This is a genomic window from Nitratireductor aquibiodomus NL21 = JCM 21793, assembly GCF_000615975.1.
Lineage (GTDB): Bacteria > Pseudomonadota > Alphaproteobacteria > Rhizobiales > Rhizobiaceae > Nitratireductor > Nitratireductor aquibiodomus.
Window position 1 is genome coordinate 1 of sequence record NZ_BAMP01000099.1, and the last position, 14,593, is coordinate 14,593.

Consider the following 14,593-nt stretch of genomic DNA (forward strand, 5'->3'; position numbering starts at 1 on the left):
CCCCGGCTCCGCGCTGCGGCCCGCGCGTTGTGGTGTTTTCTGCCGATGTTTCGCCCGAAGAGACAAGACCCGCGCGCGCCAGCACATCCTGCGCGCCCGGATAGTACAGGAACCATGCAAAGGCTGCTGCGGTAAGAATGATGAGGCAGGCAACTGCCTGTTTCCAGAAAGACATGCACGCTCCGGCTATTCGATCTTGGCAATGGAGGCGGCGCTCGTCAGCCGGTATACCGGTCGCTTCAGGCCGTGTTCTTTATGCTAGCTTCCGGGCGGCTTTTCATCTTTTCTAGTATTAAATTATCGTAAGGCTACGGGAGCCAGACGGAGCTGTTTTCCCGAACAGCTCCGTCCATCAGGCTGGGAGTTGGGGTCACGTCACCTTGGCGCGCGTGCGGTATTTCTCCCGATCCCAGAGCTTCTGTCGCAAGACACGTTCCAGAATTTCCGCAGCCGCCACGATGTCGGTGTGCCGTAGGTAAAGCGGTGTCATGCCAAATCGCAGAATGTCGGGGGCGCGAAAATCGCCGATCACGCCATTGGCGATGAGGGCCTGCATGATCGCATAGCCTTCAGGGTGCCGGAACGACACCTGGCTGCCGCGCTGCTCCCGCACGCGAGGCGTAACCAGTTCCAGTTCCGGGCAGCGGTGCTCGACCTCGGCTATGAACCGATCGCACAATTCCTGCGATTTTTGCCGCATCAGCGCCATGTCGACGCCTTCGAAGGCGTCAAGCGCGATGTTGAGCGCGGAGAGGGAGAGAATAGGCGGTGTGCCCACCTTCATTCGGCCAATGCCGTCTGCCGGCCTGTAATCGGTGGTGAACGCAAAGGGGGCGTCGTGCCCCATCCAGCCCGAAAGAGCCGGGGCGACGTCATTCAGATGGCGTTCGGCGACATAAAGGAAGGCTGGCGCCCCGGGACCGCCATTCAGGTATTTGTAGCCGCAGCCGATGGCGAAATCCGCCCCAGCGGCATCGAGATGGACGGGAAAAGCGCCTGCGCTGTGGCACAGATCCCAGATAGCAAGGGCACCCCTGCCGTGAATGTGCCTCGTCATGGCCTCCATGTCGTAGCGTTCGCCGGTCCGGTAGTCGACTTCCGTCAGCAGCACTGCGGCAACGGTTTCGTCCACGGCCTCTTCCATCGTGTCGGCTGTGGCGAGTTTCAGCTCATAGCCTTGACCAAGGAGGCGGGTAAGCCCGTCGGCGACATAAAGATCGGTTGGAAAATTGTTCCTGTCAGAGAGAATGACACGCCGGTCCGGACGCAGGGAGAGGGCTGCGGAAAGCACCTTGAAGACATTGATCGAGGTGGAATCGCCGACGGTTACGCAGTTCGCACCGGCGCCGACAAGGGCAGCAATTTTACCGGCGACCTGGGACGGCAGGTCAATCCAGCCGGCGTCGTTCCAGCCGCGCACCAGGCGTTCGCCCCACTGGCGTTCGATCACGTCACTCATGCGATCGCTGAGACCTGCCGGCAGGACACCGAGGCTGTTGCCATCCAGATAGATAACGCCTTCCGGTAGCGTGAATCTGGGGCGATAATCTTTCAGCGGGTCCAGCCTGTCGCTCTCCTGGGCACTTGCCATCATGTCTGTATCCTGATTTTGTTTGGCTATGCTCATTTGATCAAAACCCTGTTGGCCCGCAAAATTATATATAATATGATTGATTATATGAAATCTGAGGTCGAGACAATGCCACAGAGCGATCCGCTGGAGCCCGAGGGAGCGCTTGCTGCCCTCAAGCGGGATATTGTCAGTGGTGTTCTGGCGCCCGGTGCGCCCCTGCGCCTGATGATGCTGTCGAAGCGCTATGGTGTTGGGTACACGCCGCTGCGCGAAGCATTGTCGCGGCTTGAAGAAGCGGGCCTTGCCGTTCTCAGCCCCAATCGCGGCTACCGCGTGGCGCCCGTCTCGGTGGCGGAACTGGAAGATCTCGAACAGGCGCGCGCTGTTGTGGAAACGGCACTTCTGGAGGACGCCATAGCCCATGGCGATCTGGAATGGGAAAGCGCCATAGTGGCGTGCCATCATCAACTGTCACGTGCCTCAACTGCTCTTCGCAGAGACCGTTCGGCAGCGTTCGCCTCCTGGATGGATGCACATGATTCCTTCCATGGGGCGCTTCTCGCTGCTGCCAGATCAGGCTGGCTGAAATCCTTTCAGCGACAGATTTCCGAACAGTTGAGGCGGCACCATCAGGCGCTTCTGCTTGCGCCAGGTGGTGATGCGGAGCGTGAAGCCGAACACGATGCGCCGACGTTGGCGTTGCTGGAGGAAGCGCTGTCCCTTGCCAACCACACGCGGCTGATGGAGGCGGCGCTTGCGCGCGACGCGGCGCGCGCGGCTGCGCTCCTGCGCGAACACGTTCAGTTCACGCTGGCGGTCTATCGGTCGGCAGCGGCACGACCCGGCGGCGGGCCGCCCTTTCAGGCATGAAGCCGGGCAGGGAAGTCAGGGAGTATGCGGCTGCCTGTCTCGTCGGAATTTCAGAGATGAACCGTCCGTCCGTGGGGATCAGGGAGCGGTGAGGGAGGAGAATGAATGCCGGGTTTCGTCGAAACGTTCCTGAATGCTGAGGTTTTTGTCCGTATCTTTCCAATGTTGCTGCGGGGCGTGGGCAACACGATCCTTCTTGCCCTGACCACGATAACGCTGGGTGGGCTGGCGGGTGTGCTGATCTGTCTTGCGCGGCTTTACGGGCCACGTCCCGTACGCATGCTGGCTGTATTGCACGTGGATGTGTTTCGTGCGCTGCCGATCCTCGTTGTCCTGGTGCTGATCTATTATGCATTGCCCTTTGTGGGCATCCGCCTGAACGCTTTCACGTCGGCGACCCTGGCGCTGGGCCTCGTGTTTTGCGCCTTCACGGCCGAGGTTTTCCGGGCGGGCATCCAGTCGATTCCCGACGGCCAGACGGAGGCGGCGAAGGCTCTCGGGATGCCGTTCTGGGCGATCATCTACAAGATCATCCTGCCGCAGGCGTTTCGTGTGGCGATTCCGCCGCACACGAGCAATTCCGTGGCGATCGCCAAAGACACGTCGCTGGCCTCGGTGGTGGCCATGCCCGACCTGCTCAAACAGGCAACCGACGCCCAGGCCCTGACCGCCAACCCCACCCCGCTGATCGCCGCCGCGATCATGTATCTGATCGTGCTCTGGCCCGCGGTGCGGCTGGTATCCTATCTTGAAGAGCGTTTTCGGACGGTGAAACGCTGACGGAGCATTGACTGCGCTTGTGTTCGCGCTCTGGCTTACATGCTGCGGGCGCATTTGCCATTGGCTTGTGCGCGAAAGCCGCGTCTCTGGTCGCTGGGGTCCTTTCAGCAGATCAGAAACCGGCACAAAGCCAGCCAACGGAACCTGCGCATCGAGCGCTGCGGGCTCTTCGATAAAGGGTTGATTTTTATGAGAAACGGATGGTGGGCGTGACTGGGATTGAACCAGTGACCCCTACGATGTCAACGTAGTGCTCTCCCGCTGAGCTACACGCCCATCCGACGCCGCGCATAGATCATAAAATTGCGGCAGGCGTCAATAGGTAGTTTGGGGATTTTACGGCAATTTCGACAACCGTCCCGGATGCCGCGCCTTCCCGTGGCAAAATGGCTCTCAGGCCGCCTGTAAAAGCTTCTCCACCTCGTTGACGAGATCGCGCAGATGGAAGGGCTTGGACAGGACTTTTGCGTCCTGGGGCGCGTTCGAATCGGGGTTGAGCGCCACGGCGGCAAACCCCGTGATGAACATCACCTTTAAGTCGGGATCGATCTCCGTCGCGCGCCTGGCGAGCTCAATGCCGTCCATCTCCGGCATCACGATGTCGGTCAAAAGGAGAGAGAAGGGCTCTTCGCGCAGCCGGTCATAGGCGCCCGCGCCATTGTCGAAGTCCACGACTTCGTAACCTGCCCGTTCCAGCGCCTTCACGAGAAAGCGCCGCATGTCGTTATCGTCTTCCGCCAGGAGAATCCGTGCCATTGTGCCGTCCGAATCGTGCGAGAGCGGTCGTCCCGCAAACCGCTTATGTGTCATCAGCTATATGATTCTCGCATGGTAAATATCAAGTGAATCCTTATGGGCCAGTCTGTGGAGCGGCTGGACAGGCGCGCGCGCCGGTGGCAGGCTTTGCAGGGACAAGGCTTGGTGGAGGCGTAAAACACGGATGAATGCTGCAACGGATTTCGGGAAGATTCCGGCTTTCGAGGTGCATGCCCCAGCGTCGCAAGAAGCACCGTTCGTCTTCAATTCGCCGCACAGTGGGCGCCATTATCCGCAGCGTTTTCTCGAAATGAGCCGGCTTGATGCCACCGTGATCCGGCGTTCGGAAGACTGCTATGTGGACGAGCTTTTCTCCGGCGTGGTCGCCTGCGGCGCGCCTCTCCTGACCGCCAATTTCCCGCGCGCCTATCTCGATGTGAACCGCGAGCCGTGGGAACTCGATCCGCGCATGTTTTCCGAGCCGGTGCCGCCCTACGCCAACATCCGCTCGCCGCGGGTGGCCGGCGGGCTCGGCACCGTGCCCAAGCTGGTCGGCGAGGGGCTCGACATCTATCAGGGCCGGCTGCCGCTGGCCGAAGCCGTTTCGCGTATCGAGGCGATCTACCAGCCTATCATGAATGCCTGAAACGGCTTCTGATCGACACGCACTGCACCTTCGGTCATGGCATTCTGATCGATTGTCATTCCATGCCGGCGGGTGTGCGTTCGGGAGACGGCAGCCTGCGGCCTGATTTCATCATCGGCGACCGCTTCGGCGTGTCGGCTGCGCCCATCCTGACGGAATGGGTGGTCGGCCTGTTATCGGCGCGCGGCTATTGCGTCGTCCACAACAAGCCCTATGCCGGTGGCTTCATTACCGAGCATTACGGCCGCCCCGCCCAGGGGCTCCATGCGCTGCAGATCGAGATCAACCGCAGCCTCTATATGGATGAACGGACGCTCGAGAAGACCCCGGGTTTCAATGCCCTGATGGATGACCTGACAGAATTCGCCCGCGAACTGATGCTGACCGCCGGGCGGCATTTCACCGATCTTCCCCTCGCAGCTGAGTGATCTGTAGATTTTTCGCAGTGCAACATAAATTCCCTCGACCGGGAAGAGCCGCGCAAAAAAAGACCGCATCGCATGGGCGACGCGGCCTAAAGTCTAGGGAGGAAACGCCCAAAAGGGCATTCGGCAGGTAAACTGCCTGAATAGAAGTTTATGTTGCATTGCAGCATTGTCAAGCGTTAACCGTTCGACAACCATTGCAAACAGCCGCATTCGCGGCGAAGATCATGTCCGACCATCCGACCATCCGACCATCCGACCATCCGACCATCCGCCTGTCAGCCGAATCCAGAAATCCCAAATCCAGAAGTTCAGGAGTTCCCCATGACCGTGTCGCCGGCCCTCATGCGCCGCATTGCCGAGGCTGCCGCAGAACAGACCCTGCCGCGCTTTCGCCAGCTGGTGCTGATCGACAACAAGGTCGATGGCGGTTTCGACCCGGTCACGGAGGCCGACCGCGAGGCCGAGAAGGCGATACGCGCGCTGATCGGCGAGGCCTATCCCGATCATGGCATACTGGGCGAGGAATTCGGTCTTGAGGGCGAGGCGAGCGATCATCGCTGGATCATCGATCCCATTGACGGCACACGCGCTTTCATCTCCGGCCTGCCGCTGTGGGGAACGCTGGTGGGGCTCACCGTGTCGGGTCGCGCGGTTGCGGGCATGATGTCCCAGCCCTTCACGGGCGAGCTTTTCTACACGGTCGGCGAGGGCGCCCACTATGAGGGGCCGGGCGGTGCGCGGTCATTGAAAACCCGCGACACGACCGAGCTTGCGGATGCCACGCTGTGCACCACCACGCCTGCGCTGTTCGATGCGCTGCGCCGTCCCGCCTATGACCGGGTGGAAAAATCCGTCTGCCTCGCCCGCTACGGTACTGACTGCTACGCCTATGCCATGCTCGCGGCGGGGCAGATCGACCTCGTCGTCGAAACGGCCCTGCAGCCTTACGACATTGTCGCACTCGTCCCCATCATTGAGCAGGCGGGCGGGGTGATCACGAGCTGGGCCGGTGGCCGGCCCGAAAGCGGCGGGGATATCGTTGCCGCTGCCACGCCCCAGCTCCATGAAAAGGCGATGGCGCTCCTGCGCTGACACGCTTCAGAAGTCGATGTCGCCTGTTCCTTCCACAAAGGCGAAGAAGGCGGCGAGCGCCTGCTCACGGTAGCGGTCGGCCTCCTGCAGCAGTTCGTGGCGCGCGCCATCGATCGTCAGCAGCGAACCGCTGCGCAGGTGGCGCGCATAGGTTTCGATGGCGCTGTTGGAAACGACGCGGTCGCTCCCGGCTGCGAGTATCAGCGAGGGGATGTGCAGCCTGGCCATGAAGTCCGGATCCGTCACCTGCTCGACCGCGCGGAACATGGCACGCGTCCAGGCCACTGTCGGGCCATTGATGGCAAGCCCCGGCCAGGTCGTCACCGTCGCGCGGTTGCGGTTGAAGCGCTCCGGGTCGGAGCTCAGCGCCGCGGGTGAGAAATCCGGTGTTTTCAGCCGGTTGCGCCGGCCCGGCATATACATTTTTCCAAGCCCGATCGCGTAGAGAAACCGGGCGAGGCGCGCCACCCAGGTCGTTGTGGCCGGCGAGCCGGCAAGGCCAAGCAGTGGCGCGCAAAGCACCATGCGGCGCACACGGTTGGTGAGGCTGGGGGAGGCCAGAAGCGCAATCAGCACGCCCGTTGAGTGGGCAAGGATATAATAGGGCCCCGGCAGTCCGGCAGAACGACCTGCTCAAACAGCGTGTCCAGATCGCGCACATAGTCATCGAAACTCTCCACATAGCCGCGATTGGCATTCGCCAGAAGCCGCTCGGAGCCACCCTGCCCACGCCAGTCGAGGATCGCCGATCCATAACCGCGTCGTGCGAGATCGTCGGCCGTTTCAAAATACTTTTCGATGTATTCGTTGCGGCCTGGAAGCAGCACCACCGTGCCGCGTTTTGTCTCGCCCCGGCCCGGCACGCGCGCGTAGCGGATCGAAATCCCGTCACCCGTCTGCAACAGGCCTGCTTCAATCCCGTCTGGCGCGGGATTCTCCGGAACGGCGATAAGCAGGTCATCCATGCGGAATCATTGGCCTCAAGAGCATGGTTGAGGGGTGACGGAAGATGATATTCCTATGGATTGATAGAGCCGGGTGGGCTGAAAGGCAAGAAACGGAAAGGTTCTGGGAGATCGAATGCCGGAAGCGACGTCATGCCGCTTCCGGCGTTCCGCACCGGTGGAAGGGACGTTACATCCGGTGCTTTACCCGGTGGCAACACAGGGCTGCCAATCAGGTAGAGCCACCCTATCGGGGCCAAGCTGAACGGTTTCCGAGTGCTCCGTTCATCCGCCGTTCATCTGGATCGGTCGGGCTCTTGAACCGGATTTTTGATGTCCCCATATATTTTCTGCGGCCGCCAGAACGGGGTCGCTGGCCTCTCGGAAACGCCCATAAGCGGGTTTCGGAACATGGCCATAACGCAATGTTGCTCAACAGGAGAACAGACCATGCGTCACGTAGATTTTTCGCCTCTTTATCGTTCCACCGTCGGCTTCGACCGGCTTTTCTCGATGCTTGATACGCTCGGTCAGCCGGACAATGGCCAGACTTACCCGCCCTACAATATCGAGCGCACGGGTGAAGATGCCTATCGCATCTCGATGGCTGTCGCCGGGTTTGGCGAAGAGGACATTTCCATCGAGGCCCATCGCAACGTGCTCACCGTCAAGGGCGAAAAGAGTGCCGAGCAGAAGGGCGAGAGCGAACTGCTTTATCGCGGCATCGCCTCGCGCAGCTTCGAGCGCCGTTTCCAGCTTGCCGATCATGTCGAGGTGACGGGCGCCAATCTTGAGAACGGCCTTCTGCACATTGATCTCACGCGCAACATCCCCGAGGAGATGAAGCCGCGCCGCATTCCCATCGCTTCGGTGAAGGATGCGAAGGAGATCGAGGCCAAGGCCCACTAGAGCAATTCCAGGAAAAGTGGCTGCCGGTTTTCCGTCCGGAATTGCGTAAAAATAATAAGATAGAGCGCTTTTACGATTCGATGAAAAGTGGAGGCGCTCTAAATCGCCGGCGTCCATTCGGACGCACAAGGGACGATCTAAACTAATGATGGAGCATCGGAGTAATCCGAAAACCGCATTCCGCGTTTCGGTCTGATGCTCGAAACCAGAGAAATGCTCATCGAGTATTGGCGGCGCCCTTGTGGCGCCGCTTCTGGTTCAGCTGTCTGAAATCGTGCGGCGGCGTGAAAGAAGCGCGTCGAGCGAGATCAACCCCGCGCCTTTGACCACGAGATAGAGAAGCAGGAACACCCAGAGCGTGCGCTGATCCCAGATCAGTCCATCCGAGAACCGGTCGAACCAGGCTCCCGCCGTCTCCGAACCCACATTGTGCACGGCGATGTCCACATAGGACTGGACGAGCACGAAACCGATCATGCCGAGTGCGGCAATGCGGGTGAAGAGGCCGATCACGATCAGCAATGGCAACACGAACTCTGAATATGTCCCCATCCAGACAATGAACCCCCATGGAATGAAAGACACGGCCGAAACGTTGCCGCCTGCCGCTTCCACCGCCGGCAGTGCGATCTGGTAGTAGGCGCCGTCAGCGATGTGAAAGAAGCCGAAGAAGCCATCTCCGACCTTGGTTCGTGCCGAGTTCAGGAAGTAGAAATAGAGAACGGCGAAGAAGGAGAAACGGGCTGCAAAGCCCAGAAACCAGCCGTCGAGCATCCGCTCCACGGTTGAGAAGACACGCGCATGGAGCGCCTCGATTGTCTGAAACACGGCCATCAGTCCTTTTCGTCGATATCGTTGCCGGCGCGGCAGCCTTCAAACGCGCCGCTTTCAATGGTCAGGGCGATCGCCGCCTGGAGATCGAAGTCCGGCTGGCTCTCAAGTGCCAGGCCTGCGGCGTTTTGCAGGGGCGCTCCCTGGCTTAAGGTCTTGAGGAACAGAAACTGGCCGCGGTCGAGCCTTCGCACCTCCACGTTCAGAGATGGTCGCGTCACAAGGGCAGCTTCGGCAATGCCGGCATTGATGCGCTCGGGCATCGGGCCTTCCCGGTGCGCGATGAAAATCGTGTAGACCGCATAGTCTGAAGAGACGAGGCGTGCGGCCGGATGCGGCGTGAAGAGCGCTGTCGCCAGCGCCTCGGGCGGCAACGCGCCGAGATCGTCGGCAGTGAGCGGCGTCCGGTCAGCTGCATGATAGGCGTCGAGCCAGGCGCGTTCTAGCCGCGCGACGTCAGGCAGGTATTTCAGATGCCGGATCGGTGCGAAACCGGCGAGAAAATCCGCGAAATCATGCCCATACTCGAAGACGAGCCGCGAGCGCGGCGGATGCGCGCGCAGGAAATCGCGCGCGATCATTCGAAAGTTCTCCTCCCCCAGGATTCGCGCCACCGCCGGGAAGATTTCGGTGAGCGCCGTGACGAGGCTGTGGGTGACATTGTTGCGGTAGACGTTGAAGCGTTTATCCGCCGCCTTGCCGTGCGGACCCGTCACGCCCCGCGGTGTCGCACGCTCCGGATCGAGAAGCACCGAACCGAACGCGTCATCGTAAGCGGTGGACGCATTGGCCGCCACGAGGTCATGAGTGGAGCGCATGGCGTTTCACGTCTTGCTGATGGCCACGATAGCGGTCGAGAATGCGTTCGGCGGCAATGGCTTCCGAGCGCAGGACCGGCCAGTCGGGAACCTCCGAATCCCATTCAACAAGGGTATCGATCGGCCCGCACGCCTTGATAACCGTCTCGTAGAGGCTCCACACGGGGTCGGCGACGGGCCGGTCATGGCTGTCGATCAACAGCGGCGCGCCCTCGTCATCCTCCTGCTCGTCATGGCCGGCAAGGTGGATCTCGCCCACATGCTCCAGCGGGAAATCGGCCAGGTATCCCGTGGCGCTGAAGCCGTGATTGGTTGCGGAGACGAACACATTGTTGATGTCGAGCAGCAGGCCGCAGCCCGTGCGCTTCACGATTTCACGCAGGAAATCGGTTTCCTTCCAGACAGATTCGGAAAAAAGAACATAGGTGGACGGGTTTTCAAGCAGGATCGGTCCGCCGATTGCTTCCTGCACCTGGTCAATATGCTCGCACACGCGCGCCAGCGTCTCGTCGGTATAGGGCAGGGGCAGGAGGTCGTTGAAAAACACATCGTCATGGGTCGACCAGGCGAGATGTTCCGACACCCTGAAGGGTTCGTACCGCTCGACGAGGCCGGCAAAACGGGCGAGGTGTTCGGGATCGAGCGGGTTCATTCCGCCGATGGACATGCACACGCCGTGCAGGGAAACGGGCAGCATGTTGCGGATTTCGGTCAGGGCGGCGTGCGGCGGTCCGCCCGCGCCCATATAGTTTTCCGCATGCACTTCCACGAAGCCAACCGAAGTTGGTTCTGCTGCGATTGCATCGAAATGCTGCGGTTTGAAACTCGCGCCGGCCCTGCCGGCGGGAGTGAATGCCGGGAGGCGGTTCTGGTTTGCGGAGTGAATTGCGAATTCGCGTGCCATCAGGCGCCTCCCGGCGATTCAGATCAATGCGGTGTCAGGTCGATCAGGACGGCAGATCGCGATCAAGCGGCTCAAGCGAGCCCATGCGTTCGCCGGGCAGTTCCATCGTGGTGCAGGTGCCTGCATCCACATAGGTCCAGGCGTTGCCCTGGTAGTCGACCTTCGACGTGCCGGCGCAGGTGGTGCCGGGGCCGGCAGCGCAATCGTTCTTGCCGGCCATGGAAACACCATAGCACTTTTCTTTTTCCTGTGCCTGGGCAGCCGTGGTTGTGGCGAGGGTGCCCGCCGACAGGGCGGCAGCGACTGTGCCGGCAATATATGCGGCGGTGAGTGCGGTTTTCGTGGACATGAAATGATCTCCTCTAGAGGTCGTGTCGAAGCCGGATTTCAGCTCCGGCAGGACCCGTTTTTTCAGAGGGACAGTTCACTTGGAAATCAAGCGCGCGCGAGCCACCATCACATGGGCGTGAGGCGGTGTTTATCGCGCGCGCCTTCCGTTCAGCCGTTCAGGGCCTGCCTGAACGCTTCGATCTCGGACCGCTCCGTGGCAAAGCTGGTCACAAACCGATGAAGTACCTCTCCTGTGCCGACCTTGTCGGTAAAGGACAGAGGGTGCTTCCACGGGTAGAATTTCGCGCCCGCGGCCTGCAGTGTCTTTGCCTTCTCGGCAGTCATCAGTGCAAACACCTCATTTGCCTGTGGCTGCCAGGCGAGGCGTGTGCCGTCGGCGGCCGAAATGGCAGATGCGAGGTCTGCAGCCATGGCGTTGGCGTGCTGCGCCGTCTTTAGCCATAAGTCGTTCCGGAAATACGCTTCGAACTGTGCGGCGATGAAGCGCGATTTGGAAAAGAGCTGCGCGGCGCGCTTGCGCAGGAAGTGCATCTGCCCGACCTTTGCCGGGTCGAGCACCACAATGGCCTCCGCGCACCAGCAGCCATTCTTGGTCCCGCCGAAGGAGACGATGTCGACGCCGCGCTTCCAGGTCATCTCTGCCGGTGTGGTTTCAAGCGCCACCAGGGCGTTGGCAAAGCGCGCGCCGTCGAGGTGCAACGGAATATCGGCCTCGCGGCAGATGCTGGCGATCGTCTCGATTTCGTCAAGGGAGTAAAGCGTGCCGATCTCGGTTGCCTGTGTGATGGAGGCGGCCATGGGTTGTCCTGCATGCACGAACTCGGCCGGATGCGCGCGGATCGCCGCGTCGAGCGCGTTCGGGTTCATGCGCCCCAGCCGGCCTGCGACACCCTTGAGGCGCGCGCCTCCGGTCAGATATTCCGGAGCGCCGCCTTCGTCATCGATCGCATGGGCTTCTGCATGGCAGAACGCAACGCCGCCGGGTTTGGCAGCCCACGCAAGCGACAGGCTGTTTGCTGCCGTTCCCGTGCCGACGAAAAACACCGCCACGTCGCGTTCGAAAACATCGCAGAAGATTCGCTCGACCTGCCTGTCCAGATCGCCGGTACCGTAAGCCGATGCGTAGCCGCCTGCATTGTTTGTGAGCGCTTCGGTGATTTGCGGATGGGCGCCGGCCCAGTTGTCTGACGCGAAATTCATGCAGTCGATCTCTCTTTTGACCTTAAAATAAGCAGTGGCGGCGCGACATTGCGCGCTTCACCCCTCCGTATCAAGCCCCCGGGATGAGATGTTGCGGTCATTCTTTTGCTTTGCAGGATGATCTGCGGTGATGATGGATAATTTCGACAATACTTGCAGTTCGGGAATTTTCTTTCGCTTTTTGCGCAAAAATTTGCTTTTCCGTCTTGTCTGGTGTTGGTATTTCTGGCATTTCAGCGATTAGGACAGCAATCCTGTCTTATTGCGCAAAGATCATGTTACGGTGCATTGCAAACGCCTCCCCCGGTCGTGGTAATGTAGCGGTGATCGGCGCGACGAAGGCGGTCCGGCAATGACCGGAGCAAAATCCATAGGCAGGAATGCCCCGCCCAAGAACAAGAAAATGCGCCGGAGCGAACCGGTAGCGTTCCTCCGGCTTCTAAATGGAAATGCCGTGCATACACCCCGGATGGCCGCAAGGGCAGCCCGGCGACTGAACGACCGCCCAGTGAGGAGAGGCTCTGGGCAACAATTGTGAGGAATTGCGATGACGGAAATGACGCCATCTGTTTCGACCAGGTTCGAACCTGCCGCCGAGGCCGGAGCGGCCACCGTCAAACGCACAGCGAAGACAATCGTGCCCGGCCTGCCGGCAGCGCAGGGGCTTTACGACCCGCGCAACGAACACGATGCCTGCGGGGTCGGCTTTGTCGCGCATATGAAGGGCAAGCGTTCGCACAGCATCGTTCAGGACGGGCTTGCCATGCTCGAGAACCTCACCCATCGCGGTGCCGTTGGCGCCGATCCGCTCGTGGGCGACGGTGCGGGCATGCTGATGCAGATTCCCGACCGTTTCTATCGTGAAGAATGGGCCGAACGCGGTGTCGAGCTTCCCGAGCCTGGCCATTATGGTGTCGGCCATTTCTTCATGCCGCGCGATGGCGCGCTGCGCGAGAAGATCGATACGATCATCGCCGACGTGGTGCGCTCGGAAGGCCAGGAGTTGATCGGTTTCCGTGAAGTCCCGGTCGACAATTCGTGTCTCTCAAGGGCGCCCGAGATCGTTGCCTCGGAGCCGGTCCACCGGCAGATTTTCATCGCGCGCGGGGCGGGCATCCAGAATGAAGAGGATTTCGAGCGGCGGCTCTACATCTTGCGCAAGGTGATTTCGGGCCGGGTGCGCGAGGAGCTGGAAGGCGGCACGCATGGTTTCTACACCGTCTCCTTGTCGGCGCGCACCATTGTCTACAAGGGCATGTTCCTCGCTTATCAGCTCGGCGCCTATTATAAAGACCTGAAGGATCCGCGTTTCGAGACGGCGCTGGCGCTCGTGCACCAGCGCTTCTCCACCAACACGTTCCCCTCCTGGGAACTCGCGCATCCCTATCGCATGGTCGCCCACAATGGCGAGATCAACACCGTGCGCGGCAACGTCAACTGGATGGCGGCGCGGCAGGCCTCGGTGGATTCGGAGCTTTTCGGCAACGACATTTCCAAGCTCTGGCCCATTTCCTATGAGGGCCAGTCCGACACGGCCTGTTTCGACAACGCACTCGAATTCCTGTTCCAGGGCGGTTATTCGCTCGTCCATTCCATGATGATGCTGATCCCGGAAGCCTGGGCCGGCAACCGTCTGATGAGCGACGAGCGCAAGGCGTTCTACGAATATCACGCCGCATTAATGGAGCCGTGGGATGGTCCCGCCGCCGTGGCGTTCACTGACGGTGTCCAGATCGGCGCAACGCTCGACCGCAACGGCCTGCGCCCGGCGCGCTATGTCGTCACCGACGATGACCGCGTCATCATGCGTCGGAAGCCGGTGCGCTGGTGGTGCCGGAGGAGAAGATCGTCAGCAAATGGCGTCTCCAGCCCGGCCGCATGCTCCTGATCGACATGGAAGAGGGCCGCATCATCTCGGACGAGGATGTGAAAGCGGCAATTGCCACCAAGCATCCGTTCAAGAAGTGGCTCGACAACACCCAGCTCATTCTTGAGGATCTGAAGCCGGTGGAGCCGCGCGCCCTGCGCAAGGATGTTTCCCCGCTCGATCTGCGGCAGGCCTTCGGCTACACGCAGGAAGACACGAAGATGCTGATGGCGCCCATGGCCACGACCGGCCAGGAGGGCATCGGCTCCATGGGCACCGACACGCCGATCTCGGCCATGTCCGACAAGCCCAAGCTGCTCTACACCTATTTCAAGCAGAACTTTGCGCAGGTCACCAACCCGCCGATCGATCCGATCCGCGAAGAACTGGTGATGAGCCTCGTCTCCTTCATCGGCCCGCGCCCCAACATCTTCGATCTGGTCGGCTCTTCACGCCGCAAGCGGCTTGAGGTGCGCCAGCCCATCCTCACCAATGGGGATCTGGAAAAGATCCGCTCCATCGGCCACACCGAGGACCGGTTCGACACCAAGACCATCGACGTCACCTATGCGTCGGGCGAGGGGGCAGCCGGCATGCGCGGCGCGCTGGAGCGCGTGTGCGACC

General features: G+C 60.9%; 11 protein-coding genes, 1 tRNA gene and 3 pseudogenes. 6 read left to right on the forward strand and 9 right to left on the reverse strand.

The annotated features are described in order from the left end of the window. Positions 1-370: 370 nt before the first annotated feature. The gene (kynU, locus tag JCM21793_RS19720; RefSeq protein WP_081784775.1) at positions 371-1,594 is read right to left on the reverse strand and encodes a kynureninase; all 1,224 of its coding nucleotides are present in this window, start codon (positions 1,592-1,594) and stop codon (positions 371-373) included. A gap of 84 nt (positions 1,595-1,678) precedes the next feature. Here kynU and JCM21793_RS19725 point away from each other — a divergent pair, with 84 nt between their 5' ends. Together JCM21793_RS19725 and JCM21793_RS19730 are read left to right on the forward strand one after the other, a co-directional pair. Then, positions 1,679-2,443, forward strand: coding sequence for a GntR family transcriptional regulator (locus JCM21793_RS19725; RefSeq protein WP_025031469.1), 765 nt, complete (start codon positions 1,679-1,681; stop codon positions 2,441-2,443). A 105-nt stretch (positions 2,444-2,548) separates the two neighbouring features. Beyond that, positions 2,549-3,223, forward strand: coding sequence for an amino acid ABC transporter permease (locus tag JCM21793_RS19730; RefSeq protein WP_025031470.1), 675 nt, complete (start codon positions 2,549-2,551; stop codon positions 3,221-3,223). 201 nt (positions 3,224-3,424) lie between these two features. On the opposite strand, the gene JCM21793_RS19735 is transcribed toward JCM21793_RS19730, so the two are convergent. Further along, a tRNA-Val gene (locus tag JCM21793_RS19735) sits at positions 3,425-3,499 on the reverse strand. Between the two features lie 117 nt (positions 3,500-3,616). Continuing rightward, a complete protein-coding gene (cpdR, locus tag JCM21793_RS19740) occupies positions 3,617-3,979 on the reverse strand; it encodes a cell cycle two-component system response regulator CpdR (protein WP_007008549.1) in 363 nt (120 codons plus the stop codon). Positions 3,980-4,163: 184 nt separating this feature from the next. On the opposite strand from cpdR, the pseudogene JCM21793_RS27185 reads away from it, so the two are divergent. Together JCM21793_RS27185 and hisN are read left to right on the forward strand one after the other, a co-directional pair. Further along, a pseudogene (locus JCM21793_RS27185) lies at positions 4,164-5,053 on the forward strand (N-formylglutamate amidohydrolase). A 321-nt stretch (positions 5,054-5,374) separates the two neighbouring features. After that, on the forward strand, positions 5,375-6,145 hold the full coding sequence (gene hisN / locus JCM21793_RS19750; protein ID WP_025031471.1) for a histidinol-phosphatase: 771 nt from the start codon (positions 5,375-5,377) through the stop codon (positions 6,143-6,145). Between the two features lie 6 nt (positions 6,146-6,151). Here hisN and JCM21793_RS31580 read toward each other — a convergent pair. Next, positions 6,152-7,110, reverse strand: a pseudogene (locus JCM21793_RS31580) (alpha/beta fold hydrolase). Between the two features lie 429 nt (positions 7,111-7,539). Between JCM21793_RS31580 and JCM21793_RS19760 the strand changes: the two are divergent. Continuing rightward, positions 7,540-7,998 (forward strand): Hsp20 family protein, encoded by a 459-nt coding sequence (locus JCM21793_RS19760; RefSeq protein ID WP_007008552.1) that lies wholly within the window; start codon positions 7,540-7,542, stop codon positions 7,996-7,998. Between the two features lie 258 nt (positions 7,999-8,256). On the opposite strand, the gene JCM21793_RS19765 is transcribed toward JCM21793_RS19760, so the two are convergent. From JCM21793_RS19765 to JCM21793_RS19785, 5 genes are all read right to left on the reverse strand, one after another. Continuing rightward, entirely contained in the window at positions 8,257-8,832 is a 576-nt protein-coding gene (locus JCM21793_RS19765) for a DoxX family protein (protein WP_007008553.1), read from the reverse strand. Continuing rightward, positions 8,832-9,647, reverse strand: coding sequence for an HvfC/BufC N-terminal domain-containing protein (locus JCM21793_RS19770; protein ID WP_025031472.1), 816 nt, complete (start codon positions 9,645-9,647; stop codon positions 8,832-8,834). Before JCM21793_RS19770 ends, JCM21793_RS19765 begins: the two co-directional genes overlap by 1 nt. Beyond that, complete coding sequence (bufB, locus tag JCM21793_RS19775; RefSeq protein WP_025031473.1) at positions 9,631-10,551, reverse strand: MNIO family bufferin maturase; 921 nt, start codon at positions 10,549-10,551, stop codon at positions 9,631-9,633. Before bufB ends, JCM21793_RS19770 begins: the two co-directional genes overlap by 17 nt. Before the next feature lie 43 nt (positions 10,552-10,594). Further along, a complete protein-coding gene (locus JCM21793_RS19780) occupies positions 10,595-10,900 on the reverse strand; it encodes a BufA1 family periplasmic bufferin-type metallophore (protein ID WP_007008556.1) in 306 nt (101 codons plus the stop codon). Between the two features lie 149 nt (positions 10,901-11,049). Then, positions 11,050-12,102, reverse strand: coding sequence for a threonine aldolase family protein (locus JCM21793_RS19785; RefSeq protein WP_025031474.1), 1,053 nt, complete (start codon positions 12,100-12,102; stop codon positions 11,050-11,052). Between the two features lie 547 nt (positions 12,103-12,649). Here JCM21793_RS19785 and JCM21793_RS27195 point away from each other — a divergent pair. Continuing rightward, positions 12,650-14,593: pseudogene (locus JCM21793_RS27195) on the forward strand (glutamate synthase central domain-containing protein); the annotation flags it as partial.

What these genes read in the sequence shown, in the direction of transcription:
- JCM21793_RS19785 (WP_025031474.1), bottom strand. Translation starts at nt 12,102, where the DNA reads ATGAATTTCGCGTCAGACAACTGGGCCGGCGCCCATCCGCAAATCACC.
- JCM21793_RS19725 (WP_025031469.1), top strand. Translation starts at nt 1,679, where the DNA reads ATGAAATCTGAGGTCGAGACAATGCCACAGAGCGATCCGCTGGAGCCC.
- bufB (WP_025031473.1), bottom strand. Translation starts at nt 10,551, where the DNA reads ATGGCACGCGAATTCGCAATTCACTCCGCAAACCAGAACCGCCTCCCG.
- JCM21793_RS19780 (WP_007008556.1), bottom strand. Translation starts at nt 10,900, where the DNA reads ATGTCCACGAAAACCGCACTCACCGCCGCATATATTGCCGGCACAGTC.
- hisN (WP_025031471.1), top strand. Translation starts at nt 5,375, where the DNA reads ATGACCGTGTCGCCGGCCCTCATGCGCCGCATTGCCGAGGCTGCCGCA.
- JCM21793_RS19770 (WP_025031472.1), bottom strand. Translation starts at nt 9,647, where the DNA reads ATGCGCTCCACTCATGACCTCGTGGCGGCCAATGCGTCCACCGCTTAC.
- JCM21793_RS19760 (WP_007008552.1), top strand. Translation starts at nt 7,540, where the DNA reads ATGCGTCACGTAGATTTTTCGCCTCTTTATCGTTCCACCGTCGGCTTC.
- cpdR (WP_007008549.1), bottom strand. Translation starts at nt 3,979, where the DNA reads ATGGCACGGATTCTCCTGGCGGAAGACGATAACGACATGCGGCGCTTT.
- JCM21793_RS19765 (WP_007008553.1), bottom strand. Translation starts at nt 8,832, where the DNA reads ATGGCCGTGTTTCAGACAATCGAGGCGCTCCATGCGCGTGTCTTCTCA.
- kynU (WP_081784775.1), bottom strand. Translation starts at nt 1,594, where the DNA reads ATGATGGCAAGTGCCCAGGAGAGCGACAGGCTGGACCCGCTGAAAGAT.
- JCM21793_RS19730 (WP_025031470.1), top strand. Translation starts at nt 2,549, where the DNA reads ATGCCGGGTTTCGTCGAAACGTTCCTGAATGCTGAGGTTTTTGTCCGT.